The organism is Agrobacterium tumefaciens, from assembly GCF_009649785.1.
Taxonomy (GTDB): Bacteria; Pseudomonadota; Alphaproteobacteria; order Rhizobiales; family Rhizobiaceae; genus Agrobacterium; species Agrobacterium tumefaciens.
Genome location: NZ_WJOK01000011.1, coordinates 110,987 through 136,571, shown reverse-complemented (window position 1 = coordinate 136,571; position 25,585 = coordinate 110,987). Strand labels below are relative to the sequence as shown.

22 protein-coding genes are annotated in these 25,585 nt (G+C 58.7%); 4 read left to right on the top strand and 18 right to left on the bottom strand.

Annotation, left to right across the window (positions count from 1 at the left end; genetic code table 11):
* Positions 1-351 precede the first annotated feature (351 nt).
* The 3 genes from GH784_RS13980 to GH784_RS13970 are packed head-to-tail and all read left to right on the top strand — an operon-like array spanning position 352 to position 2,794.
* Entirely contained in the window at positions 352-636 is a 285-nt protein-coding gene (locus tag GH784_RS13980) for a hypothetical protein (protein ID WP_112153449.1), read from the top strand.
* 39 nt (positions 637-675) lie between these two features.
* The gene (locus GH784_RS13975; RefSeq protein ID WP_112153448.1) at positions 676-1,782 is read left to right on the top strand and encodes an HlyD family secretion protein; all 1,107 of its coding nucleotides are present in this window, start codon (positions 676-678) and stop codon (positions 1,780-1,782) included.
* Positions 1,772-2,794 (top strand): DUF2955 domain-containing protein, encoded by a 1,023-nt coding sequence (locus tag GH784_RS13970; protein WP_112153447.1) that lies wholly within the window; start codon positions 1,772-1,774, stop codon positions 2,792-2,794. Before GH784_RS13975 ends, GH784_RS13970 begins: the two co-directional genes overlap by 11 nt.
* Positions 2,795-2,967: 173 nt before the next feature.
* Here GH784_RS13970 and GH784_RS13965 read toward each other — a convergent pair whose 3' ends face one another.
* Together GH784_RS13965 and GH784_RS13955 are read right to left on the bottom strand one after the other, a co-directional pair.
* Entirely contained in the window at positions 2,968-4,773 is a 1,806-nt protein-coding gene (locus tag GH784_RS13965) for an adenylate cyclase (RefSeq protein ID WP_153793525.1), read from the bottom strand.
* Between the two features lie 698 nt (positions 4,774-5,471).
* On the bottom strand, positions 5,472-6,389 hold the full coding sequence (locus GH784_RS13955; RefSeq protein ID WP_003516963.1) for an AraC family transcriptional regulator: 918 nt from the start codon (positions 6,387-6,389) through the stop codon (positions 5,472-5,474).
* 156 nt (positions 6,390-6,545) lie between these two features.
* Between GH784_RS13955 and GH784_RS13950 the strand changes: the two genes are divergently transcribed.
* Positions 6,546-6,932: a limonene-1,2-epoxide hydrolase gene (locus tag GH784_RS13950; protein ID WP_025591684.1), complete on the top strand. Its 387-nt coding sequence runs from the start codon at positions 6,546-6,548 to the stop codon at positions 6,930-6,932.
* 146 nt (positions 6,933-7,078) lie between these two features.
* On the opposite strand, the gene eutC is transcribed toward GH784_RS13950, so the two are convergent.
* From eutC to GH784_RS13870, 16 genes are all read right to left on the bottom strand, one after another.
* The gene (gene eutC / locus GH784_RS13945) at positions 7,079-7,885 is read right to left on the bottom strand and encodes an ethanolamine ammonia-lyase subunit EutC (protein ID WP_153793524.1); all 807 of its coding nucleotides are present in this window, start codon (positions 7,883-7,885) and stop codon (positions 7,079-7,081) included.
* 1 nt (position 7,886) lies between these two features.
* Complete coding sequence (locus GH784_RS13940; RefSeq protein ID WP_013637566.1) at positions 7,887-9,278, bottom strand: ethanolamine ammonia-lyase subunit EutB; 1,392 nt, start codon at positions 9,276-9,278, stop codon at positions 7,887-7,889.
* A gap of 9 nt (positions 9,279-9,287) precedes the next feature.
* Positions 9,288-10,076, bottom strand: a complete 789-nt coding sequence (gene hisN, locus GH784_RS13935; protein ID WP_065687655.1) for a histidinol-phosphatase — start codon at positions 10,074-10,076, stop codon at positions 9,288-9,290.
* Positions 10,076-11,011 carry a choline/ethanolamine kinase family protein gene (locus tag GH784_RS13930; RefSeq protein WP_035200787.1) on the bottom strand — a complete coding sequence of 312 codons (936 nt, stop codon included), beginning with the start codon at positions 11,009-11,011 and terminating at the stop codon, positions 10,076-10,078. Before GH784_RS13930 ends, hisN begins: the two co-directional genes overlap by 1 nt.
* Positions 11,012-11,058: 47 nt before the next feature.
* Positions 11,059-12,024, bottom strand: coding sequence for a phosphotransferase (locus GH784_RS13925; RefSeq protein ID WP_035200785.1), 966 nt, complete (start codon positions 12,022-12,024; stop codon positions 11,059-11,061).
* A complete protein-coding gene (locus GH784_RS13920) occupies positions 12,021-13,310 on the bottom strand; it encodes a Zn-dependent hydrolase (RefSeq protein ID WP_019565881.1) in 1,290 nt (429 codons plus the stop codon). The genes GH784_RS13925 and GH784_RS13920 overlap by 4 nt, the downstream gene beginning before the upstream one ends.
* Positions 13,303-14,064: a DeoR/GlpR family DNA-binding transcription regulator gene (locus tag GH784_RS13915; RefSeq protein ID WP_013637571.1), complete on the bottom strand. Its 762-nt coding sequence runs from the start codon at positions 14,062-14,064 to the stop codon at positions 13,303-13,305. The genes GH784_RS13920 and GH784_RS13915 overlap by 8 nt, the downstream gene beginning before the upstream one ends.
* Before the next feature lie 56 nt (positions 14,065-14,120).
* Positions 14,121-15,956, bottom strand: a complete 1,836-nt coding sequence (locus tag GH784_RS13910) for a dipeptide ABC transporter ATP-binding protein (protein ID WP_111802240.1) — start codon at positions 15,954-15,956, stop codon at positions 14,121-14,123.
* Positions 15,956-16,873 (bottom strand): ABC transporter permease, encoded by a 918-nt coding sequence (locus GH784_RS13905; protein WP_035200782.1) that lies wholly within the window; start codon positions 16,871-16,873, stop codon positions 15,956-15,958. The genes GH784_RS13910 and GH784_RS13905 overlap by 1 nt, the downstream gene beginning before the upstream one ends.
* Positions 16,873-17,853: an ABC transporter permease gene (locus GH784_RS13900; RefSeq protein WP_035200780.1), complete on the bottom strand. Its 981-nt coding sequence runs from the start codon at positions 17,851-17,853 to the stop codon at positions 16,873-16,875. Before GH784_RS13900 ends, GH784_RS13905 begins: the two co-directional genes overlap by 1 nt.
* A 71-nt stretch (positions 17,854-17,924) precedes the next feature.
* A complete protein-coding gene (locus GH784_RS13895; RefSeq protein WP_025591696.1) occupies positions 17,925-19,508 on the bottom strand; it encodes an ABC transporter substrate-binding protein in 1,584 nt (527 codons plus the stop codon).
* 917 nt (positions 19,509-20,425) lie between these two features.
* Complete coding sequence (locus GH784_RS13890) at positions 20,426-21,475, bottom strand: ABC transporter ATP-binding protein (protein WP_003516945.1); 1,050 nt, start codon at positions 21,473-21,475, stop codon at positions 20,426-20,428.
* Positions 21,475-22,521 (bottom strand): NAD(P)-dependent alcohol dehydrogenase, encoded by a 1,047-nt coding sequence (locus GH784_RS13885; protein WP_035200777.1) that lies wholly within the window; start codon positions 22,519-22,521, stop codon positions 21,475-21,477. The genes GH784_RS13890 and GH784_RS13885 overlap by 1 nt, the downstream gene beginning before the upstream one ends.
* Positions 22,522-22,528: 7 nt before the next feature.
* Positions 22,529-23,347, bottom strand: a complete 819-nt coding sequence (locus tag GH784_RS13880) for a carbohydrate ABC transporter permease (RefSeq protein ID WP_003516943.1) — start codon at positions 23,345-23,347, stop codon at positions 22,529-22,531.
* On the bottom strand, positions 23,344-24,207 hold the full coding sequence (locus GH784_RS13875; protein WP_003516941.1) for a carbohydrate ABC transporter permease: 864 nt from the start codon (positions 24,205-24,207) through the stop codon (positions 23,344-23,346). Before GH784_RS13875 ends, GH784_RS13880 begins: the two co-directional genes overlap by 4 nt.
* A gap of 67 nt (positions 24,208-24,274) precedes the next feature.
* On the bottom strand, positions 24,275-25,525 hold the full coding sequence (locus GH784_RS13870) for an ABC transporter substrate-binding protein (RefSeq protein ID WP_013637578.1): 1,251 nt from the start codon (positions 25,523-25,525) through the stop codon (positions 24,275-24,277).
* Positions 25,526-25,585 lie beyond the last annotated feature (60 nt).

Here is a 25,585-nt window from a genome sequence, read left to right as displayed (position 1 = left end):
CAGCTTTGTCCTCGCCACGTCGGCGCACAAAAAACCTATGCGAATGACGGGCTGTTTTCCCGTAACATCGGGTATGTTACGGGCATCCGGCGGACGATGCCGTCATCTGAATGCGTGAAAGTGTGGAAGTTGCCAGAGACAATCACACGCGGCCCCGTAACCGTCGTCTTTCTCGCCCGCTCGCTAGCGTGTTAAAACATGCGAGACCTTGACGGTGCTGCAATCCAACCTCGGTAAGCTGACCGCACCAGCGTATATTACGGTAACATACTGCACGAGCCGCGCTTCATCAAAGAATATGCCATCGAGACATTCGGCGTCGCCGTGACGCTGTGAGGGTGGGAGAGGACAATGGATGAAGGTGTGGCTGCGGTCAGGCTGCGGTTTCCCACAAGAGTTCAGGCCATCAACGAGCTTTCGTCGCGCGACGTCATATTCTGTGAAATCTGCCAGGATTTTGCCGAAGCCCAGACGGAGTTGGCAAGATGGGAGGCGGCTTCTTCCGATCCGGTCCGAGATGACCGTGTGGCCGAATACAGGGAATTGTTGGCGGCCCTTGGCAGAGAGATTGAAGATGCTCTCGCCCGAGCCACCGTTGTCTCTCTTCATCGCTCACCCGGTCCGCGCCCGGTGTAATTCCGCCGGATGGGCAGTTAACTTCGAAGGAACGAGATCGTGGCTTCCGAGATATCACACGAGCCTGTAGCTACCCCGCCACCCCGCAATCCCCTGCGGAGGATCGCTTTCGCTGTCGTTTGTCTGGCGCTGGTCCTGTTCGTGCTGTCAGTCTTCATGGAGCGGCGGACACCATCAACATCTCAAGCGCAGGTCCAGGCGTATGTCGTTGGCATAGCGCCTGAAGTCACAGGTCGCGTCGTGGAAGTGGGCGTTAACGACAATACGCGGGTGGAGGCCGACCAGATCCTGTTCCGAATTGATCCCCAGCGCTACCAACTCGCCGTGAACGAGGCGGAGGCCGGTCTGGCCAGTGTCGGACAGTCAATCGGCGCATCGACCGCTGCGGTGGATGCCGCCCAAGCAAAGCTTGTCCAGATCCGTGCCGACAGGGACAACCTTCGCGACCAATATGCCAGGGCCTCCGAACTCCTCAAAAACGGCGTGTTTTCAAAAGCCCGTTTCGACGCCGCCAAATCTGCCTTCGATCAGGCAGAGGCCTCGGTTTCCGGTGCGCAGGCTGATCTCACCAAGGCCCGCGAGCAGCTCGGCCCTTCCGGAAACGACAATCCGCAACTGCGCGCAGCTCTTGCTGGATTGGAGAAGGCCAGGCTGGACCTGATGCATACCACAGTGCGGGCGCCTTCGTCCGGGGTCGTGACAAACCTTCAGCTCACCAGTGGCAAGGTCTTGCCAGCCGGCCAACCGGCCATGACCTTTATCGATGTGGGCACCATCTGGATCAATGCCGCGTTCAAGGAGAACAGCCTCGAAAATGTCGTCGTCGGCAACAGGGCGGAAATCCTTTTTGATGCCCTTCCAGGCCGACTGTTCCCTGCCACGGTAGAAAGCGTCGGCTTCGGTGTCTCGCAAGGGAGCACGGATCCGAGCACCGGGTTGCCAACCATGCGCAGTGACAGCGGCTGGGTCAAGGAAGCGCAGCGGTTTCCGGTCCGTCTCAATATCGATGAAGCTCAAAGACCCAAGGGCGGCGTGCGCTACGGTTCGCAGGCGACCGTCATCATCTATACCGGTAACAATCCGGTCGCCAATGCTTGGGGATCACTCTGGATCCGTATCATGTCGGTGCTCACCTATGTCAACTGACAGCACCGCCGCCGAGCAGAAACGAAAAGGATTGCGGGTCACTCTTGCGGTTTCGATCGGCTTTGTGCTGGCGGTGTATTGGGGGGCCTTTGTTCCGTTCCTCGGGCCGCTTTTCGCCGCGCAATTTCTGCTGGGAAGCTCTCGACCGATGCCGCTTGCCAAGACACTTGGCGCGGCGCTCGTCATTCTGGTCGCGGGAATGGCGATGATGATCTTGACCAGCAGCCTCGGCAATCGTCCTGTTCCCTTTCTCCTGCTTCTGGGGCTAACCTATTTCCTGTGTTTTGCCTTACAGACGTCGGGAAAGGGCGGGCCTGCGGTCTTTCTGGTGTTGGTGGTCGCGATCATCGTTCCGCTGCTCGGTATTTTGAACGATGAGTTGGCCAATTCCATCCTCTCGATTCTTGTTGGTGGCGTGTTGTCGGGCACGCTTTTGACGTGGCTCGCCCATGCGATCTTTCCCGAACCGGTAGTTCTGGACGGAAGTGCCGCGCCATCCTTCGACCATCCGCCGGCTCTGCTGAGAGCATTGGCAAATACGCTGATCCTGCTGGCATCTGTCGTGATCTGCCTGACGAGCGACAATCTGACGGCCGCGGCGGTCATTCCGATCACCGTTGCATCCTTACTCGGCCAGCTCGACGTCGCCGCAAGCACGCGGGCAGCTGTTGGGCTTATAATGGTCAATCTATTCGGCGGCGTCCTCGCATCTTTAGCTTATGCGATCCTTACGCTTCGCCCCAACCTGTTCTCGATCTTTCTGATTGTCCTTGTCGTTGCCCTCTTTCTGGGAGGTCGGGCAGCAGCTCCTACCAGGGAGGCGCCGATGTTTGCCGGTGCTCTGACGATTTTCCTTATCCTGTTCGGGCTCGGTGTGTCGCCCCTGCCTGGCAGTGCTGCGGAGAGCTTCGCCACCCGCATTGTCTATATCGCGTTAGCTTTGACCTACACTCTGTTGCTCGCCACCATTCTGTGGCCCAGAAGGCCGCACCTGAGAAGGATAAACCCATGAAAACGCAGCTCGTCTGATTTCTACAGCGGTGCGTGGATCTGGAAGTATCCGCGTAAGATGTGGGCGTTCGAAAAGGCCTGAAGGAAAGAGATATTGGCGTCACCTTTCCTACCTGCCCGTTTGGTACGTCGCAGCGGGCGGCATTTCGGTTTTCAGCGTATTAAGCCTCTGCGCTAGCGCGGCTGCAAATCCGAAGCACTGATGGTTATCGCGGCGGGTTCTTTAATCTTGGGAGGCAGCATTCCGGCTTTGCGAAGTCCCTCTACCAGTCGGTCACGATCACCTGGCTGTACGTTCCGCATCGCCAGTTCTTCAACGACGTTTGGCAGGAAGTCCGGGCGCATTCGAACGAAAATCTCTGCCTCGTGCCGGGCTTGATCCATCATTCCGGCATCTGCGTATATGACCGCCGCAACCGCATGAAACAGCGGAAATTTTTGCATATCAGCCTTGGTGATCTCGCGGACGGCGGTTGAATTGTCGTGGAGCATGTAGGCTGCAAGAGCGCGTGTGCCGTTATAATAGCCGCTGCCGCCTGGGTTGAGTGCGATAGCCTGATCAAGTAGGTTGGCTCCCCGTTGCCACTGGCCGCCAAGGGCTAGTCTGGTGCCGAACTCGCCCATCAACTCGGTGTCGTTGGGGTTGGTAGCGAGGGCCACTTCGCCTACTCGCATCGCCTCGGTAAGCTCCCGGTTGAAAAACAGGGCCATCATCAACGCCTGAAGCCCTCGCGTGTCGCTCGCATCAAGCTGGGTCGACCGCCGCGCCGCGCGAAGCGCCCGCTGCAATGGTGTTTCCGGACCTTGGCCCCTATTGAATTTGAAGCGGTCTTCATCGAGATAGATGATTGATAGCATCGCCCAGGCAGTGGAAAAGGTCGGATACCGCGCAACGGATGTTTCCAGGCATTCGCGAACGTGTGCATGCTCTTCGGGGCTGAGCTCGCTACGATATGCGTAAAAGCGCAGGCTGCATTCGTATGCACCAAGATCCTGCGGTGGAGGATTTGCGGTGTCGGCCTGTGCCATCACACCATATGGCTGCGCAATGGCGGTGGCGACTCTTCTGGCCACGTCCGCCTGTATGGAAAACAGGTCTTTCGATCCGAGATCGTTGTCATAATCCCGGGACCAGACTATTTCGCCATCGTCGGTGTCCAGAAGACGGGCTGTCACGCGCAGGCTGTTTCCAGCAGTTCGCACACCCCCTGTCAGAAGATAACGGGCGCCCAGCTCCTCCCTAACTTTGGATACATCGACGTCCGACGGCAGCGCTTTGGACGTCTCGCGACCAAAGACCTTGATCTCCTTGAAGCGGGGCAGGGCAGTCAGAAGCTCCTCCGTAAGCCCGAGGCTGTATAACTGGGCGTTTGGTCCATCGCCCAAATTGGCGAAAGGAGCCACAATTAGGGCGGGTCTGTCGGGAGCCGTGCTTTCGGCTAACTCTTCTGTTGGCGCCAATCTTGAGTGACTTGAGAATTGATAGGCAGACGCAGCCGTAAGCAGGGCGAGGCAAGCAAGCGAAAGCCGCCTCACGCTCCACCATCGGACCATCGGCGATAGCTGTGAGGTCGGAACGGACCCATTATCGACCTTCTTGGAAACGACCGCAGTATTCAATGAGAACACCGGGGCATATCCGCCCTTCGGTATGTCGATCCTGACCGGGTCCTTGTGACCTTCCACCAGATAATAACGTTCTAGCGAACGCCTTAGACGCGCGGCCTCGATCCGCACGACCGGATCGTCCTGCGTGAAGCTTTCATTGCGGCCGAATACCTCAATTGCGATGGAGTAACCCTTGATGCGGGCGGCCCGCCCGGCGATGGCTTCTTCGACAACATATCGCAGAAATGCGGCACTTCGCCCCAAGCCGGGAAACTCCGCGCTCGCGACGATGCGTTCGAGTTGCGACCGGATTTCCTCTATTCCCGGAGGGTCTCGTGCTGCAGTTGAAGCCGTGGACACCGTCGTCTGCATAGCCGCCTCCCGTCCCCCTCGAGATTCATCGCATGCGTGTAGTGTGTTGTGAGCTTACACCCGAGATATGGGCGCGTCCATTGTTCCGTCGAGCCGTCGCCTGTGAAAGCCCGCTGTTTTTGTCTTTATATGCACATAAGGCTAACGCCTTGAGCAAACGTTTCGTTAGTTGCGGTGCCCGACGATTGCACCCGATCAGGCATTTAAGATCGAGAGCGAGCTGGTTGCCATGTTCTTGGCGTCCCAACAGCATGTCCCCGGTGGTGCTACATTTCCATCATCTATGCCGACTGATACGTCCGCTTTCCGTGGACGGCAACGCCGTAGTTTCGACTGCAACAGAGTTGACTCTGGCAACTGGGCAAAGCGCCTGCATTCCAGTCGTGAATTGCGAGGCGCTATGGCCGGCTGCTAGTCGGGCCTCCTGCAATCTGAGATGCTTGTGGTACTGACTAGGACTGAACGCTGTTATCGCCAGAAAATGGCGATGCAGGCTTGCGCGGCTCATGCCGCTGGCATCGCGATCTTCGAGATGGTCGATGCGGTGTTCGTGCCTCTTTTCCGGTACTTCGGTTTCATCGACCCAGCCATAACGCAGACGATATCTCAGGGTCTCCCGCGCGTCACGCGATGGCGCGAGGCTTTGGCTCTACGAGCGAGTGTCGTCGCAGCGGTCAGTCAGGACTACGGTCAGCGGTTCAAGCAACCTCTGGCCGCGCACCGGGTGCTTTTGGCGGATTGATGCCCCCCAGGCCAGCCTTTGCTCGCTTGGTGTCTTGACCCGGGGGCGCTCCGAAGAGGCGCTTGTACTCACGGCTGAACTGCGAGGCGCTCTCATAGCCGACGGCGAACGCAACTTCGGCTGCACCTGCCTGGTTCGCGATCATGCGTCGGCGGGCCTCGTGGAGCCGGATATATTTCTGATACTGAAGCGGACTGACGGCGGCGACGGCTTTGAAGCGATCGTAAAAGACGGATACACTCATGCCGGCAAGTGCCGCGACCGCCTTGAAATCGAGACGCTCGGCGTAGTGGTCGCGTATCCAGGCCATGGCCTTTCGGATGTGCATCAGCCGCGAGTCGGCCCCGGCAATCTGACGCAGCAGGCCGCCATGCGGCCCCATCAGCAGCCGAAACATCAGCTCATGCTCCAGAGACTGAGCCATGACCGGGATTTCGGATGGGCGATCGAGCAGTTCTACCAATCTCCCCCAAGCACCGAGAAGCGACGCACTCGCGGTGCTGACGCCGTATCCCGATTCCATCGGCAACTCCGGCATCGCCGCCATCTCAAGGACGAGGTCGGACAGCATAGGCGGGTCTAGATATAAACCGATTGCGACAAACGGTCTGTCTGGCGACGCTTCGCAAACTTGGCCCAAGGCGGCAATCTCGGCTGCGACGATCATGCTTTGGCCGGGTCCGTATTCAAACATCTTATCGCCGATAAACATGCGCTGCGTACCCTGGATCACCAGGGACGCCGCAGGATCGTAGATCAGCGGATCCACCTCGGTCGTATGGTCGAGAGTATACGCGAACAGTCGCGGCAATTTAAGACTGGGACGGCCAGCATGGCGCATGGCGATGGCGCGTATTTTGTCGAGTTCGCTCATGGAGTCACCCTAAGTCGATTGCCCAGTTCTATCAAGTATTCCGGAAGATCAGGCAAGAGTGACGGAAGTTTCGGCATCGTGGCATTGGGGTCGAAATCCTACTATCGCGGCAAGACAGAGGCCAACGGGGCTTCTGATGGCCCAGGAGAAACTGCCATGCCCACCCCAATCGAAACCGTTTCGGCTTTTTGCGCCACGTTCGTTGAAGACGGCGGAAGGCCAGCCGTGCGCCGCTGGTTCACACCCGCCACGCGCTGGGTCAATGAGGGCGTGTCGGTCACGACGGGCGCCGACGAGGCCATTGCGATGATCGACGGACTGGAGACATCGCTGGGAATCTCGACAGTCCATATCGATATGCTCGCGATTGCCGCCGATGGATCCCGCGTTCTCACCGAAAGGCTTGACCGGTTCGAGCGCGCCGACGGCAGTGAAATCGGGCGCGTGATGATCATGGGAATTTTCGAGCTTGAAGGCGACAAGATTGTCGAATGGCGGGACTATTTCGACGTAACCGCCGTCCAGAAGTTCTCTGCCGGCTAGCACGGCAGCTTGCGAACGATGATGTTGAGTGCAGGGACTATTGTCTCCGCACTCAACACAAGGCAGTCGACTGGACTTTCGACGACAGGCCGCAATCCTTCCAAAGCAGATGGGCCACGTCCCGAAGGCTTCGCACCGCGAAGACTTCAAATTGTCAGTAGGTCTTTAGCTGGAAGCGAATTGTCATGTCTTTCGAGAAACTCCACCATGGCAGCCTTGAGCGCCACGCCACTGACGCGGGTCCTCATCATATCCCTGGTCAGCGTCGCAATGATCTCGGCAGCTTCGCAGACCGGCAGACCACCATCCCTGATATTGGAGACACAATTTCGGCTGGAATCCAGGTTTCCCGACTTGGGACCGTAAGTGATGTAAGCACTGAGGCTGTCGGCAGCTGAAAGTCCCGGACGTTCGCCGACAAGCACGATCGTCAGTTTTGCACCTAATGCCTCACCGGCAGGATCGCCGAGCGCGACGCGCGCCTGGCTCGCCAGCACAATTGGTGCAGCGGTCAGGTTCAGGATAGCGAGCTTCGGAACAAGCGCCTCGATCAACGGCACGGCATTGAGATCGATCGCGTGGGACGACAGGCCGTCCGCGACGATAATTGCGACATCATAGCCATTGATCGTTCTCTCATGTTTCAGCCGTTTTTCGGATTCCGCCGCAAGCCGCCGGCCAAGATCCGGCCGCCGCACATAGGTGCTGCGGTCACTTGCCATGCTATCGACATTGACAGCCGGAAGGCCGAGACGATCGAGCCTGTCTGCCAGCGAGGGCCGGTCGACGCTCGTCCAGACCGCTTCGCGTGCCCGCGCGTGGTCGAGAAGGAAGGCAAGTTGAGCGCGTGTCGGAAGACCCGCGCCATGACGGCCGAGCGAAACACGCGCATCGGTCATATCCTTGATAGTGAGGTTTTTTCCGGCAGCAGTGGGTTCTCGCACCTCTTCCATGTCAGGCTCCGATCAATGCGCTGTTGCGGACATAATTGGAAAGCGCGACAGGCTCGCCGACCAGCGCGCCATCTGGATCGGTCAGGCCGATTTCGAAAAGCCATTTCTCGAACTCTGGTGCGGGTGGCCGTTTCAGCGTCTCGCGGCAATAGACGGCATCGTGATGCGATAACGACTGGTAGTTCAGCATGATATCGTCGGCGCCGGGAACGGTGATGACGAAATTGACATTGGCTGCGCAGAGGAGCGTCAACAGCGTATCCATGTCTTCCTGATCAGCATCGGCATGGTTGGTGTAGCAGACGTCGACGCCCATCGGCAGGCCAAGGAGCTTGCCGCAGAAATGATCCTCGATGCCGGCACGGATGATCTGCTTGCCGTTGAACAAGTATTCCGGCCCGATGAAACCGACGACCGTATTGACGAGCAGCGGATCGAACTCGCGCGCCACGGCATAGGCACGTGCCTCCATCGTCTGCTGGTCGACGCCGAAATGCGCATCGGCCGAAAGCGCCGCGCCCTGCCCAGTCTCGAAATACATGACGTTTGCGCCCGGCATGCCACGACCAAGCGACCGCCCCGCCTCATGTGCCTCCTTCAGAAGCGCCAGATCGATGCCGAAGCCGCGATTGGCCTTTTCCGATCCCGCCACCGACTGGAAGACGAGATCGACCGGCGCACCCCGTTCGATTGCCTGGATCGCCGTCGTTACATGGCCAAGGCAACAGGTCTGTGTCGGGATCGCAAGCTTTTCCCGCAATTCGTCGAGCAAGGAAACGATGCGGATATAGTCATCCGTCGCATCGGTCGCGGGATTGACGCCAATCACGGCATCTCCCGACCCCATCAGCAGCCCGTCGATGGCAGACGCTATGATACCGCGGCTGTCATCGGTCGGGTGGTTGGGCTGGTTGCGGGTGGAAAGCCGCCCGGCGAGCCCGATCGTGTTGCGGAATCGCGTCACGACACGTCGCTTGGCAGAAACAGCTATCATGTCCTGAAGGCGCATGATCTTCGAAACGGCCGCGACCATTTCCGGCGTCAGTCCGAAGGTCACCGCCTCCAGCCGCTCATGCGACGTCTCGGGCTTGAGCAGCCATTCGCGCAATTCACCGACAGTAAGCGAGGAAACTGCGGAAAAGGCTGCCGGATCGTGCCGTTGCGCGATCAGTCGGGAAACCTCGTCATCCTCCGACGAAATGAGCTCCTCGCGGAGAAATGCTTTCAAGGGGAGATCGGCCAGCGCCATCTGGGCTGCCAAGCGCTCGACCGGGCCTTGCGCCGCAATGCCGGCCAGCTGGTCGCCGGAGCGCTCCGGGGTTGCTTTCGCCAGCAGCATTTTCAGGTCATCAAAGCGGAAGACAGTCTGCTCGATTGTCGTTGTATAGGGCATTTGTTCACGTCACCGGTTGAGGAGGGCCAGGGCTTCGTCATGAAGTCTCGGGGTGGCCGACGCCAGAACCCGTCCGTCGGAATGGATCGAAAGCGCATTTCCCCGCCAGTCCGTAATGCATCCGCCGGCACCCGTCACAACGGGCACGAGAGCCATGTAGTCGTAAGGTTGAAGTCCCGTCTCGAGAGCGATGTCGCAATGGCCGGAAGCGATCAGACCATAGATGTAGCAGTCTCCACCGAAACGCCGCAGCCTGGCTTTGCGGGAGAGACGCTCGAAGCTTTCAGCTTCGCTGTCCACGAACATATCCGGCGAAGTCGTATAAAAACGGGCGCTTGAGATGTTCTCGCAGCCGCTGGCGTGGGCCGGCTTGCCAGCAAAGAGTGTCTCTCCCGGCCGGCCCTGCCAGCGTTCGCCGGTGGCCGGAATATCGATCAGACCACAGAATGGCTTTTCCTGAAATGTCAGTGAGACAAGCGTACCAAACAGCGGGAAACCGGTGATGAAGCTCTTGGTGCCGTCGATCGGGTCCAGCACCCATGTAAAGGCGTTACCTGCCTTTACGCCAAACTCCTCACCATGGATGCCGTGATCGGGAAAACGCGCCTCGATCATCTCGCGGAGATGTTTTTCGATCGTCCGGTCGGCGATTGTCACCGGGCTATCGTCGAGTTTTGAGATAACGTCGAGCGGGGTTCGGAAATAGGAGAGCGCCAGCGGACGCGCGGCGTCGGCAAGTTCCGCGGCGAAGGTGATATAGGTCGCAGCTTCTTGCGGGCTGATATCGGTGACTGGCATCAAAGGGCTTTCAGGAACAGGGGCCAACGGGGGTCGTGGATGATCGAGCGGGCGCGCATATGCTTCCAGATTCCGTACTTGTAAAAGTCGAAATCGAGGGTCGATATCCGGTTTTGTACCATCGCCCAGGTGCTCCACTTGATGTCGGCGAGTGCCTTGTGGACGATGAAGCGAGCGTGATGCGCCTTGTCGTAACGACCGAAATACTCCTCGATTATCTCGCAGTCGGTCGCCTCGGAATAGAACATCTCGCCACTCCAGATCGCGAGATCGTAGAGCCTCTCATTGTTCGACGCATATTCGAAATCGATCAGCTTGATCGACTTGTCGTCACCGATCAGGAAATTGCCCGGCATCGGGTCGTTGAAACAGGGAACCAGATCGAGCCCGGATGCCTCAAGCGCGGCGCGCGCCTGTCTGTAGTTGCGCAAGAGCCAGTCGTGGTCGAGCGGCCAGTGGCCGTCAAGCTGGCGCACTTGGTCGAAATGTTCCTCGATCATGTCGAAGACGGTTTTTGTCAGCGGCAGGGCAGGAGCATCGTGAAACTGCCGGTAGACGCGCACCGCTTCGTTGCGGATCGCCGGGTCTGCAAAATCCCTATGTGTCGAGGCGCGGCGACCGTCGATGAACTCGGCGATTTCGATGTCGAGGTGATCGAGATAGTCGAATGTCTTCGGGCCGATTCCGATCACTTCCGCCTGCTTGCTGGCGGCAGCGGCGGCCTTGCGATCGATGAACATCTCGGTGCCGCGGCCGGGAATCTTTAGAAAATAGCCACGCTCTTCACCTTCGACCTCGATGCGGAAATTGGTGTTGCTGATTCCGCCGGAAACCGGACTGTAGCGCAGCCGCCGTCCTTCCCAAGGTGGTACCTGGATGATTGCAGCCTCAACTGCCCGTTCGGCATCGGATCGTGCCATTCCCAGTTCATTCATAGGCTTGTTCCCGTTATTGTTTCTAGCCCGTTATCGTTCTCGTATGCCTAGAGCGCTCTCAGCCTGGCCTCGAAATCCGGCTGGCCGAGCAGCATTCGGCAACGCAGGAACCGCCAGCCGGCATATTTCAGGAATTCGACACCCCGCGGCGGCGAACGAAGCTCCAGTACGAGGCTGCGCAACGCCCAGTAGAGGTCGTCTGCCGCCGCATAGACACGGCAGCGGTTGAAGTTTCTTTCGCTGAAACCTCCATCGTGCATTTCCAACAACGGCCTCATCTGGCTTTCGAACTGGTAGAGTTCGTTCATCTGAACGCCGAGCTGGTAGTATGGGTCGATGTCGGCAGCCATGTCGAAGTCCACGAGCTGCATTTTCCCGTCTGGGCCCAGCATGACATTCGAAGCCTGCGGATCACCATGGGCCGGTTTCAGGTCCACGCCGGCCGCTGAAACTGCCTCGCGGATCGGCGTCATCCAGGAGAGCATCCATTCGACATCGCCGGGCAGGCTGGTGGCATCGGCACTCACGATCGCCCAGAGCTGATCGATGCCGTCGAAGACTGACCATGTTCGGCCAGTGGAAACACTCCCTGCGATCGTCGTCTGCATCTCGATCAGGCGGGCAACAGTTTGCGGCTTCATCAGATCGTCGATCCTTGCCGCTCGCCAGCCGTCGCCAAGTCGGGCAAACAGCATGCTGGCCGTCCCGGCATCGTAACCAATCGGCTCTGGCGAAAGACCAAGGCTGTGAAAACGGTGTGCCGCAGCATTTGCGGTCTCGGCATCCACGAGATCGGTTACCTCATCGGCACCGAGACGCAGGAAATAACGTGCCTCCCCGTCTGTCGGCGCGACCACGAAACCGCAGGATTCGACGGCATGATAGGACGGCGATGCGACAGCTGCCGTCGCCGGCGCATAGGAAGGGGTGTCGCCAATCACTGCGGAAAAGACTGAAAGCGCCTTCTCCGCGCGGGCTTCCATCGGTGATTGAGGAGAGCCCGATCTCTTCATTCGGCAGCCTCGCTGAGTTCGACAACTTTCAAACCTTCGCAGGCGATCTTGTAAAGCATGTCCGCCACTATCTGCGTGCCAAGGGCCTGGTCTTCAGGCGAGGTATACTCGGTCGGGTGGTGGATGACGCCGTCACGGCTCTGAACCGCCAGAACCACCGCCGGGCAGACATCGGAAACGGCAACGGCATCATGGCCGCCGATCGTATCGAGGTGACGGGCGCTCTGGCCGAGATGCGCCGCAGCACTTTGCGCAAGCGTCACCAGGCCCGGTGCGAACCTTCCCGCCTTGCGGCGGTCGATGGAGCGGACCTCCGAGGTGACGCCGGCTTTCATCGCCGCTTCCTCGATCTTGATCTTCATCTTGCGTTCCGCCTCCGTCAGGACGTCTGGCGATCCCGAGCGCAGCTCGATGAACAGCACGGCTTCGGCCGGCACGACATTGGGTGAATTGGGGAAGACTTCCAGGCGGCCAACCGACGTATGCAGGTCCAGTCCGTGTTCGGTCGATATCTGCTTGAGATCGGCGATCAGATAGGCAGCAGCAAGCAGCGCATCCTTGCGATCTGCCATCGGGGTTGCGCCGGTATGTGCCTGGCGTCCATGGAAGGCGAGGCGATATTTTGTCGCGCCCCAGAACCGCGTGAAGATACCGAACCGCTCCCCGGCGCGGCTGAGCGTCGTGTCACCTTCTATATGCAGCTCGATCAATGCGTCGGGAATTTCCACCTTTTCCTTGCCAGCATAACCGATCTCGTCCAGCGACTGGCGCACCGTAATGCCATCACCGTCGGCCCGTTCGAGCGCCCATTCCAGGTCAATGGCGCCGGTAAACACGCTGCTGCCGAGCAGGCTCGGCTGGAAACGGGCGCCTTCCTCATTGGTCCAGTTGACGATCTGGAAGTTGCAGGCGGACAACCTGCCTTCCGCCTTGAGACGTTCGCTGACGGACAAAACCGCCTCGCAGGCGGCGATGACACCAAGCGCTCCGTCGAACCGGCCGCCGTTCGGCTGGCTGTCGATATGGGAGCCGACCATGACGACGGGCGCATTTGCGCCCGCCAAGGTCATCTTGCCGAACTGGTTGCCGATCGAGTCCACGGCCTGCTCGAAGCCGTTTTCGGCAAACCAGTGCCCCAGCCAGTCGCGCGCCATTCCGTCTTCCCTGGAAAGCGTCAGGCGGGTCATCGAGCCATCGGGGCCGCCGCCAAAAGTGGAGAGGGTCTCCATCAGCATCTGGAGCCGCTCGGCATTGATCGGGACAGGGGAGGAGGAGACGTCAGGCATGTATGATTTCCACTTTGGATTGATTGAATTGATCTGAAAATTCCCGCGCGATGACGCCGCTGGTCACCACCGCGTCGATTTCGCTGAGGCCGAATGTGTGGATGGAGCCGAGGCGCCCAAACTTGGAACTGTCGGCAACAATGATCGAACGTTTTGCCTGGGCCTTGGCGACGCGGCGCAGGATCGCCTCGTCCTCGCCGAAATCCATGAACCCGCGTTCGGCGTGAATGGCGCTGATGGCGATGATCGCGAGATCGAAGAAATGCTCCTTCAGCGCGGCCACGGTCTCATGGCCGTATGTCGCCTGATAATCTGGGCGCATGCGACCGCCAAGAACCCGCACACTTGCCTGCGGCAGATTGAAGAAGTGGGCTGCGACCGCCAGCGAATTGCTGACAACGGTCAAGTCCTTGCGCGTCTCGATATGTTTTAGGCAGGCAATCGTTGTGGTGCCGGTATCGATGAACACCTTCATGCCGTCCTCAACCAGCGACGCTGCGGCCTCGCCGATCTTGGCTTTCTCGCGTGAGCTGACACGCAGTCGGTCGGTAAACGGCTGATCGCTTTCCTGCTGGTCAAGGACCGCGCCGCCATAGACGCGGCGGGCATAACCGCGCATCTCAAGTTCCTTGAGGTCGCGCCGGATCGACTCCTGGCTGACCTGCAGATAATCGGCAAGCTCCCTCACATTGACGCGCTGGGTTTGCTTCAGCATGTCGAGGATAAGCTTGAGGCGATGTTCGGTGAAACTCATGAATGCACCCTGGACTAGTGATCGTTGCGGCCCCGTCTGTGGCGCCGCAACCATGGTCAGGCTAAAGCCATTTGACGGGTTGCGTCATCGAGAGCCAATGGCTGGATGAGATGACAGGCGGCGAAATCCTGGCTGCCACGCGCGGTAAGCGCGGGCTGCAGGCTGCCGCATCTCTCCATCGCACGCGGACAGCGCGACTTGAAGCTGCAACCTGGAGGAATATCGATCGGGCTTGGCGGTTCACCTTCCAGAAGGCAGTCTTCCGCCTTGTAGCGGCGTTCTTCAAGTGTCGGCATCGCGCTGAGCAACGCCATTGTATAAGGATGTCCGGGATCGAAGAACAACCGCTCGTTATCAGCCAGTTCGAAGACCTCGCCGAGATACATTACCGCCACACGGTTGCAGACCTTGCGGACCATCGCAAGGTCGTGGGAGATGAAGATGTAAGTGAGGTCGTATTCCTTCTGCAGCTTCTGGAAAAGATCGAGAAGCTTGAACTGTTCTGTCTGGTCCAGGGCAGAAAGCGTTTCGTCCATGATCAGTATTTCAGGCTCCAAAACCAGCGCACGGGCAACATTGATGCGCTGGCGCTGGCCGGCACTCAGGCCGATCGGCAATTCCTCGTAGAGATCGGCGGAGAGGCCGACTTCGCCCATGACCTTGAGCACCCGCTCACGAATTTTGGCACTGTCCTTCCATCCGTGCGTGCGAAGCGGGCCCTCCAGCATCTTCCCGACCGATGTGCGTGGCGGCAGGGAGCCGAACGGATCCTGCAGTACCATTTGCAGCTTCTTGCGGAAGGTCAGAAGGTCTTTGCCACCGAGCATGGCGATATCGTCGGCACCGCATAGAACCTGGCCGGAGCTCGGCAGTTCCAGCCTGCTCAGAAGCCGCATCAGCGTCGACTTGCCACAACCGGATTCACCGACGATCGCGAAACTGTCGCCGCGCCGGACATCGAAGGTGACGTTGCGAACCGCACGCACATGGTTGAAGCCACCGAAGCCGGTCTTCTTCTTTACCCTGTAGACCTGTGAGGCATCGCGCAGGCTCAAGACAACGTCGCGTTTGTCGTTGAGACGCGGCATCTCGGTCTTTTCGATCCAGATCTTCGGCGTCTGTTCGACAAGCTCCTTCGTATAGGCATATGCAGGGGCGGCGATCAGCCTTTCGGTTTCCTGTTCCTCGACGATGCGACCTTTCTCCATCACCAAAATCCGGTTGCAGGCTTCGCGGGCAACGGGAAGGGAGGAGGAGACGAACAGCACAGCGGTATTGAAACCATCTGTCAGTTCCTTCATCAGACGGATGACCTGGGCTGCGACGGTAACGTCGAGCGGCTGGGTGACGTTATCTGCAATCAGCAGCGCCGGGTTCGTTACCAACGCATCAACGATCAGTGCGCGCTGCATCATGCCGCCGGAAAACTGCGAAGGGTAGTCGCTGAAACGGCTGCGGGCCGAGGGAATGCGGACGGCCTCCAGAAGCTCGATCGTGCGCTTTTCCGCCTCTTTCCGCGAGGTTCCTGGAACGACCGCACGCAGCTTCTCGACGATCTGGACGCCGACCGGCAGTGTCGGATCGAGTGCACCCATCGGATTGGCGCCGACATAGGCGACCCGGCGGCGCAGGGTACGCATCTCGTTCTCGGAGATGCCGTAAATATCCTTGCCTTCGAAGAGGACGCTGCCGGAACGCACGGAAAGCGGCGGTTCCAGCCAGTTGACGACTGCCTTGGACAGCACCGTCTTGCCGGCTCCGCTGGCCCCGACCACACCGACGATCTCTCGCGGCGCGAGGCTGAAGGAGATATTGTCCAGAATAATCTTCGCCTTGTCCGAGCGACCGGCATTAACGGTGAGGTTTTGCAGCTCAAGAAGCGGCTTGATCATCACTCGGACCCTCCGTGAATGGTGTTGCGGGCCCGTTCCAGCGAAGCGCCTATGAGATTGATGCTGGTTAAAGTGAGGCCGAGGAAAATGCCGGGCATGGTTGCGATCCACCAGGCGTTCAGAAGATACTTTCGGCCATCGGCAATGATATTGCCGAAGGTCGGGGTCGGCGGCTGGACACCCAGGCCGAGGAAGCCGAGTGTCGATTCAAAGATCATCATGCGCGCCACATCAAGCACCGAGGTGAAGATCACCGGCGGCAGGAGCAGCGGCAGAAGCAGGCTGACGATAATGCGGAAATCGGTCGAGCCCCCAAGTTTGGCAGCGCGCACATATTCCCGTTGCCTTTCCGTCATCACAATGCTGCGCATGATGCGCGCATAGACCGGCCAGCTTGAGAGACCAAGCACCAGGACGATGGCCGGAATTGTCGGGCGCGACACGCCAAGAACGGCGATCGCCAGAATGATCATCGGAATAGATAGCTGCGCATCGGTCAGACGCATGATCAGCGTGTCGATACGACCGCCGAAGTAACCGGCAATCGTGCCGAGGGCACAGCCGATGATGAGTGTCACTGCAACCGATGCAATCCCGATCAGGAAGGAATAACGCAGGCCGACAAGCGACCTCACCAGCATGTCGCGGCCAATCTGATCGGTGCCAAGCGGGTGGCCCCAGCTCCAGTTGTCGCCGAAGAAAAGTGGCGGCAGAAGGCGGGCCTTCACATCCATCTTTGTCGGGTCGACGCCACTGATTTCCGGATAAAGTGCGGCGGCAATCGCAAGCAGCAGGAAGATCGCAAGACCAATGCGAAAACCGGGCGTCGATGCGGCGCGATCGAATATGCGGCGCGCAATCGAGCGGCTTGCCATTTTAGAAATGATCGGGGTGTCGAGTGCGGATGTGATGGACATCAGTATTCAAGCCTCGGATCGATGGTTGTTGCGACGAGATCGACGACAATGTTGATCAGTACAAAAATGGCGCTCGTGACGATCGCGATACCCTGGATCAACGGAAAGTCGCGCTGCAGCACGGCGTTGATGGTCAGAAGGCCGAGCCCGGGATAATCGAAGATATATTCGACGATGATGACCCCGCCGAGCAGGCTGGAGAATTGCACACCGAGCAGGTTGAGAAGCGGCACCGAGGCGTTGCGCAGGGCATGGTTGGAGATGATCCGCGAACGGCTCAGGCCACGTACGCGTCCGACTGCCACATAGGGCTCCATCATCTGGCTGGATACGGAACTGACCAGCGTGCGGATCAGCACCGGAGACAATTCGACCGCCAGCACGATTGCCGGCAGGATTGTGTAGGCAAAACCCTGATAGCCAATGGCAGGAAGCCATCCGAGCTTCACCGAGAAAAGCAATGCCAGAACGATGCCGAGCCAGAAATTCGGCAGCGAGATGAATATCGATGAAATGTAGAAGGCAAGCTTGTCTGGCCATCTGCCGATCGAAAGCCCGCCCGCAATGCCGATGATTGCCGAGAAGATCAGTGCAATCACCAGTGTCACGGCCGCCAGTTGAAGCGTCATTGGAAGTGCATCGAAAATCAGGTCGAAGACCTTTGCTCGTTCGCCGCGAGTTGAGTCGTTGAATGTCGCGCCACCGGTCGAGGCGCCGTTTGCCGGGCGCACGAAGGACTGGCCAAGATCGCCACGAACCACACCGCCCATGTAGCCACCGAATTGCACCAGTATGGGATCGCGAAGGCCCATGTCGGTTGCGATCTTTTCGATCAGTGCTTCGGGCGCCATGCCGCCCGCCATAAGGCGTACCGGGTCACCCGGCACCACCCGCAAGAGGGTAAAGATCAGCAAGGACACAAGGAATATGATGATGGCGCCCTGCATGAGGCGTCGCATCAGGAAGTTCACGGCAAACATTCAGTCACTCCGCTCGAAAAGTCACGGGCAAGTCCACACGCCGCCTGATCGCGGCGTGTGGCTGATCACGGTCAGGCAGCAGGTTTGGCCGCGTCGATCGACCCGTCGGGATAGATGTACATGCCCTCAAAGTCCTTCTGCATTGCGTGGATCATCACGGATGTGAACAGCGAGAGTGCCGGCATCTTGGCGGTGATGAGAGGCATGGTCTCTTCCTGAAGGATCTTCTTGCGCTCTTCCAGCGTCGGTGCCGAACGTTCCTTATCGAGGCTGGCATCGATCTCCTTGTCCTCAATGCCGCAGATGCGGTGCGAGGTGGAATGGAAATGGGTGCGCAGGACCAGATCCGGTTCCGGAGACGCTGTCGACCAGCCGCAATCGACCATATGGCCCGGGCCGCCGCCGGGGCGATGGTACAGTTGCTCGTTCCAGGCCGCAGGTTCAAGCACGGTCAGGCTGACGTTAAATCCCTGCTCCTGCAGCATGGCGGTCAGCATCTCGCCATATTCCTTGGTCTTCGGATAGAAGCCGACGGACGTGATGTATTCAAGTGGCGGCAGGCCCTTGCCGTTTGGGAAACCGGCTTCGGCGAGCAGGGCCTGGGCCTTCTCGGGGTCGAATTTCGGGTAGTTCGCCAGATCGACATAGCCGAATTTGACCGGCGAGACGAAATTCGACGAGGCATGGCCGGCCGAGCCCATCAGTTCCATGATCATGTCGCGATCGATCGAATGGCAGGCGGCAAGACGGATACGCGGATCGTCGAAAGGCGGTTTCGAGCAGCGGAACCACAGATACTTGTTCTCGACCGAAACGACCTTGTTGATGAAAATCGCCGGATTGTCCTTGATCGTGTCAACCTGTTCAGGCTCCAGACGTTCAACGATCGAAGCCTGGCCGTTCATCAGCGACAACATACGGGTGGTGGAGTCGCCTGTGAAAGTGAAGTTGATGCCGGGAATGGCTGGCTTGCCCTTGAAGTAGCCGTCATAGGCTTGCATCACGGTGTCGTTGCCGCGCTGTTCGACGAATTTGAAAGGACCGGTGCCGTTGAGCCGCTGGGAGAGCGGGCCGCCGGGGCCGCCGGCGACATCCTTGGCCGACATGATCGGCAGGAAGGATGCAAGAAAGATGAAGAGATGGGCCGGATAGCCGCCCTTGGATGTGTCGACGATGACGGTGTAATCGTCCGGTGTTTCGATCGTCAGCGTCTCGGTCGGGCCGGGATACCACTGCGCCGGACGATCTGCCCTGGAGCCGTATTCGAAGGTTGCCTTGACGTCTTCCGCCTTGAACGGCTTGCCGTCATGGAAGACGATACCTTCGCGCAGCTTGATCTGTAGCCGGTGCGGGTCAAGCAGCTTGATGTCGGTGGCCAGTTCGTAGACGACCGCGCCGGGATCATCGAGTTTCATCGGCGTGCGGGTAAGAAAGCCCATGACGAAACCTTCGATATTCTTCTGAGAAAGTGTCGTATGAGCGGTCGGGTCCCAGTTGCCGGTAATGTTTTCGGCCGACAGGAACGTCATGGTCTTGCCGGCCTGTGCGAAGGCCGGCGAGATGAAGAAGTCAGGATTGATCTGCATGTAGCCAGCGACGGCGGCTGCGCCCGCGGATCCTTGCAGGAAGCGACGACGACTGAATTCTGAACCCATCGAGTTCCCCTTTTCTATTTTGAATAAACCGTCAAATCAGTCAAAACGGTCAAATCAGTCACAAGCAAACAGCGTGCCAATCTCGATTTCTTGCAAGAATCGCGCTTTTGGTTCGATGCAATTTGTGGGATTTGACCATTTATTGGTCGAATGAGAAAGATTTAAGCGACCAGCCGGATCGCTAAAATTACGGGGTTACTTCTGCCGTTGAATCGGGGGATGCTGAGCCGTTGTCAGGATGTGTCCGAAACGGACAGCGACGATGATTTCAAGCGCCGCCGGATTGAAACTCTCACGAGAGTTCAACTGAATATTTCGTTTGCTCTTTTGATGGCGTGAATACATCAACAGCGGGCAGTACATCCGCCGATCCATTTCGTGTATGCCCGCCCGCATTTTTGCTGCGGCCTCATCTCTCTGCCGCCTCAGTTGATCACTTGATCCTTCATAGTGATTAATGCTGTACGATGGGTGATCGCGGTTATAGTGACGTCGCCGGCACGGGCTGTCGGTTCCGTCGTTTCACGCTGGGCTGGCCTCAGTAAGGAAAATAAGAGCAGGACCAGAAGAAGGTTCTTGCCATGGCAATTGGCCGTCTTTCACCGCCCGAGAAATTTAGGTCATGCTTGCCGACGTCACGGGTAAGGCCGCTCGGTATGGCAACCGTTCGGTCATAAATCGCAGCCTGCATATTGCGTGTTTACGGCTGATATCAGCCGCTATACTGCTCTTTCAATATCCCAATGAATTGCTCGTCCGCGAATGCTTGGCGCTGCCCGTCTCTTCAGGGTAACCGACCCTACCAGGATTAAAGGACGTTTTGCGGCCCCGGTCACAGGCCATCCGCAAAAGGCCAGGCGGATTGTAGGCGTCCAGTTGCCCTGCGCGACGTGATTGAAGGTCCCACCTGAGTGGGTTTAAATCAACCTCAGTCCCGTGCCGGGATCAAACACGTGTAGGTCGGACGATGCCACTTCAACACCAAGCACCTCGCCGATGGCGGGTCTTATGTCCGCAGGAACAGAAATATTGATCTCGTGGCGGTCGTTTTTCAGGCAGATCAGACGTGTCTCACCGTGGAACTCGTTCCGCTCGACGGTGCCGCGAAAGGCTTGAGCATCCTGGTTTATGCGAAATGATCCGGGCCGAATTCCAACGGTAACCTCACCGGAACGGAGGCCTGCCGGAGCTGTAAACCTGACAAGATTGTCGCCCAGCCACTCCTGCGTCATCTGCAACTGAAGAAAATTCATGTTCGGTGTGCCTATGAAGCCGGCAGCAAACACTGTCCGAGGCGCCTGATAAATTTCTTCGGGCGTGCCCATCTGCTCAATACGGCCGTCCTTCATCAGGACAATACGGTCGGCAAGCGTCATGGCTTCGAGTTGGTCGTGAGTGACATATATGCTTGTCGTTTTCAGGTCGCGGTGGAGGCGCGCGATCTCGACCCGCAGGCTGCCGCGCAGCTTGGCATCAAGGTTTGAAAGCGGTTCGTCAAACAGGAAGACCTCCGGGGTCTTGATCATGGCGCGGGCGATGGCCACTCGCTGCTGCTGTCCGCCGGACAGTTCCGTCGGCTTGCGCGCAAGATAGACGCCAAGACCGAGCGCGTCGACCACAGGCGCCAGGCGCTGATCGATCGCGGCTTTTCCTATTCCGGCCCTCTCGAGACCGAAAGTGATATTGTCCCGCACGCTCATATGGGGGTAAAGCGCGTAGTTCTGGAACACCATCGCGATGCCCCGGTCACCCGGATCGCGATCGTTCATCCGCTCGCCACCGATGAGCAGATCCCCGCCTGAAATCTCTTCAAGCCCGGCAATCATCCGCAGCATGGTGGATTTTCCGCAGCCTGACGGGCCGAGAAAGACGACGAATTCGTGGTTGTCGATCTTCAGGTCAAAATCCCGCATGACCTCAAGCGAACCATAGACTTTCCTGATCCCCCGGCACTCAACAGTGGCCATCACTTCGTCTCCCCGTCCACGACGATCTGCAGCTTTACGTCCTCTGGCCGGCCTTCGGCCGCCCTTTCGAAGGCCTTGATCGATTGATCAAAGGCATAGGTGCCGGAAACCAATGGCTTCAGGTCGACCTTGCCTGCGGCGATCAGCGCCAGTGCACGGTCAAACACGTTGGCGTAGCGGAAAACCGTTTCAATACGGCATTCGCGGAAGCAGGCCGCCGCAAGGTCTACCGCGACGGGTTCGGGCGGCAGACCGACGATAACGACTGTTCCGCCCGGGCGCACGACCTTGAAGAGATCACGGACCGCGGCCGGTGCGCCGGAGCATTCAAAGACGATATCGGCTCCCCAGCCTTCTGTCGCCTCGTTGACGGTCTCAATGACATCGACCTCCTTGAGGTTGATACCAGTGATGCCGCCATAACTTTCGGCCAGTTTAAGTTTTGTTGCGGAAATGTCCGAGATCAGCACTCGCGAGCAGCCGCCGGCAAGGGCAGCCAGTGCCACCATGATGCCGATGGTTCCGCAGCCTGTAACAACCGCCGTATCGCCGGGCGTGATCTTCGCCCGGGCGGCCGCCTGCATGCCCACGGCAAATGGTTCAACCATCGCGCCTTCGGCGAAGGAGACATTGTCAGGCAGCTTGTATGTGAAGCTTGCCGGATGGACTGTCTCCGGGCACAAGACGCCGTGCACCGGCGGCGTTGCCCAGAATGTCACGGCAGGATCAACATTGTAGAGGCCGAGCCGCGACGCACGCGATTTCGGATCGGGGATGCCCGGTTCCATGCAGACGCGGTCGCCGGGCTTCAGATGGGTGACGTTGGCGCCGGTCTCGGTGACGGTTCCTGCTGCCTCGTGGCCGAGAACCATGGGCGCGTTCACGACGAAGTCACCGATGCGACCATGGGTGTAATAGTGTACGTCGCTGCCGCAGACGCCAACAGTATGGATACGAATGCGAACGTCATCCGGCCCCAACTCTTGAGGAATTTCGATATCGCGCAGGGAAAGTTCGCCGACATGTTCGAGGACAAGTGCTTTCATGGGTCAGTCAACCTTGGTCAGTTTTCTTGGAAAATGCGGCGTTGAGGCCACCGGCAAGCACTCCGAGCAGGATCAGCGGTGGCAGCGACAACAGGACGACGGCGGCGTTCAGAATTCCCCAGGGCACATTCATGCCGAGCTGCGACATCTCGGACGCGATGATCGGCAGGGTCTTTGCCTTCGAGGTCGTGAGCATCATGGCAAGCAGGAACTCGTTCCAGACAAGGACGAAGGAGAAGGCAATGGCGCCGAAGACCTGGAAACGGGCAATCGGCAGGGCGATGCGGAAGAAGGTCGCATATGGGCCAAGCCCATCCACCCGGGCAGCTTCTTCAACGTGAAGGCTGACACGCTCGAAAGCCGGCACGGAAAGCCAGATGGTGATCGAGGCTGTCACAATGAGATAGGTCACGATCAGCGACAGCCGGGTGTCATAGAGATCAAGACCGAGCCAGATGACCAGCATGGGAATAGCGATCGCGACGGGCGGCAGAAAGCGCAGCGACAGAACGAAGAACTGCGCCTCCGCCGTGATCCTGTTCTTGAACCGGGCGATCACATAGGCCGCCGGTACACCGAGTACGGCGCCAAGCACGACCGCACTCGAGCAGATGATCAACGAATTGGTAAGTGCGCGCGCCACCGAGCGGCGATTGAGCACATAACTCATATTGTCGAAGACAGGCTGGAAGATAAGCTTTGGCGTTGACACCAGCAGATCGGCATTGGTCTTGAAGGCGTTTAGCAGGGTCCATAGGAGTGGCAGCACGACAAGTGCAGCGGCAAGAACCAACAAAAGCCTGAGCAGAAAGGTGGATATCTTCATCGGTTCAGCCTCTTCCAGGTAAAGGTAAAGGTGACGATGGTCAGGACCATCATGATGACGGCCATGGAGGACGCATAGGAGATCTTGCCGGCTTCTATGAAGCCTTGGGAATAGGCATACATGTCAAGCGTCTCGGTTGAGATGCCGGGACCGCCGCGCGTCATGACGTAAACGAGGTCGAAGGAGCGAAGACTCTCGATCGCCTTGACCAGCAGCAGACTGATCAAGGGTGCTTTCAGCATCGGCAGGGTCACGAAACGATGGATTTCGAAGCGGGTCGCCCGATCTATGCGTGCGGCTTCCAGCGGCTGAGGCGGCAGGGATTCGAGAAGCTTCAAGATGATCACTGAAAAGAACAAGCCCCATTGCCAGACATCGACGAAAGCAACAGCAAGGAGGGCGCCGAGCGGCGTCGACAGAATGTCGGGCGTGATGCCGGTGAGCTCCCTGACCGGCCAGGTCAGCGCGCCGTAGAGCGGATGAAAGGCGAACTTCCACACAAAAGCGGCGCACACGCGTGGCAGGAGAACGGGAATGATGAAGAGCACGCAGAGGACGTTGCGCATACGGGGGCTCGCTGCCTCGAACATGGCAATCCCGAGCGCAACCCCCGTCACCATGGTCAACGAGACGCTGATGACCTCCCACTTGAAAGATACCCAGAGCGCGTTCAGGAAACGGGCATCCGAAAACAGCGCCAGATAATTGGCTAACCAGACATAGTCTGCATCGGGTGCCGAAAGGGTCCGGTTCTGCAGGGATATATTGATAGCGTAGATCGTCGGCACGAGCGCCAGAATGATCAGGATACCCAAACTGGGCCCAAGAAAGACGTAAGGCAGCGAGCGGCCTCGGCGCATGGCAGATCCTCGGATTGGCAAAAGGGGGCGCGTCATCAGACGCGCCCGTCAGACGGCTTGGGAGGCGTCAGAGTTTGGCTGCGAAGGCTTCGAGGTCGTTCAGCGTCGCCTTGATGTCAGTGCGGCTACCGGTGATCAGCTCTTCCAGCATGATGCCCCACTGGTTGCCCAATTCCTGCCAGCGCGGATCCTGCCAGAAGGTGACGGTGGTCTTTTGACCGGTCGCCGCCATGGCGTCGGCAAGGTTCTGGCCAAAGGTCTTGGCGTATTCCGGGCTCTGATAGGTGCTTGTGCGCGTCAACTCGCCCGGCTGGCCGGCGGCGAGGCGGCGGGCTTCCTGTTCCTTGGATGTTGCCCAGGCAACAAAGAGACCAGCGCAGGCCTTTTCCTCATCTGTCTTGTTGGCCTTGGACGCGATTGCAAAACCATGGGCGTAACCGGCCCCCGGCAGCGGCGACGGCGGAACGGAGAACGCAACCTTGTCTGCAACCTGGCTCTGTGCCTTGTCGACGGACATGCCGCCAAGGGGTGCGGATTCGATGATGATCGCCACCTTGCCGGAGCGGAAGGCGCCGGTGGACTCGTCCCAAGAGCCGGTCTGCGTGCCCGGCGCCGAATATTTGAAGAGTTCGAGATAGGTTTCGGTCGCCTTTACCGCGGCATCCGAATTGAAGGCCGGCTTGCCGTCCTTGAACCACTCGCCGCCGTTTGCTTTGAAGAACGGCATCCAGCGCCAGACGTTGGCGCCTGAACCGCGCTGTCCGCGAAGCGCAGTGCCGTAGACGCCGTTGGCCGGATCATGCAGCTTCTGCACGGCTGCAAAATATTCGTCCCAGGTCTTCGGCGGCGCGATGCCTGCCTTTTCCAGGAGGTCGGTACGGTAGACCATCAGGTCGCCACCGCCCTGCACAGGCGCAAACCACTCTTTGCCGTCATAGGTCGCAGCTGCGCGCATACCGGCGTCGAAGTCTTTGTAGTCGTATTCGGATGGATAAAAGCCATCAAGCGGGACGATCCAGCCAGACGAGGCAAAAAGCGCCAGATTGGCTTCGTCAACATAATACACGTTGAAGCTTCCGACCGTCGAGGCGTCGGCCTGCGACTTCGCGCGGCGATCGTTCTCGTTGAGATAACTGATCTCGAAGCCTGCGCCGGAGAGCTCTTCGAACTCATCGACATATTTTTCGAGAAGGGTCAGTCCATCGCGCGGCTGCGCCAGGACACGCACGTCGCTGGTGCATTGTGCGGCGGCAAAAGCGCTGGATGCTGCAAATATGGCGATAACCGCGCAACCGGCGCGGAGAGCGTTGAGTGTCATGATGTCCTCCCTGAATGGCAACTCCCTTGCCATCGACCAGCCCACATTTACGCAAGCGAC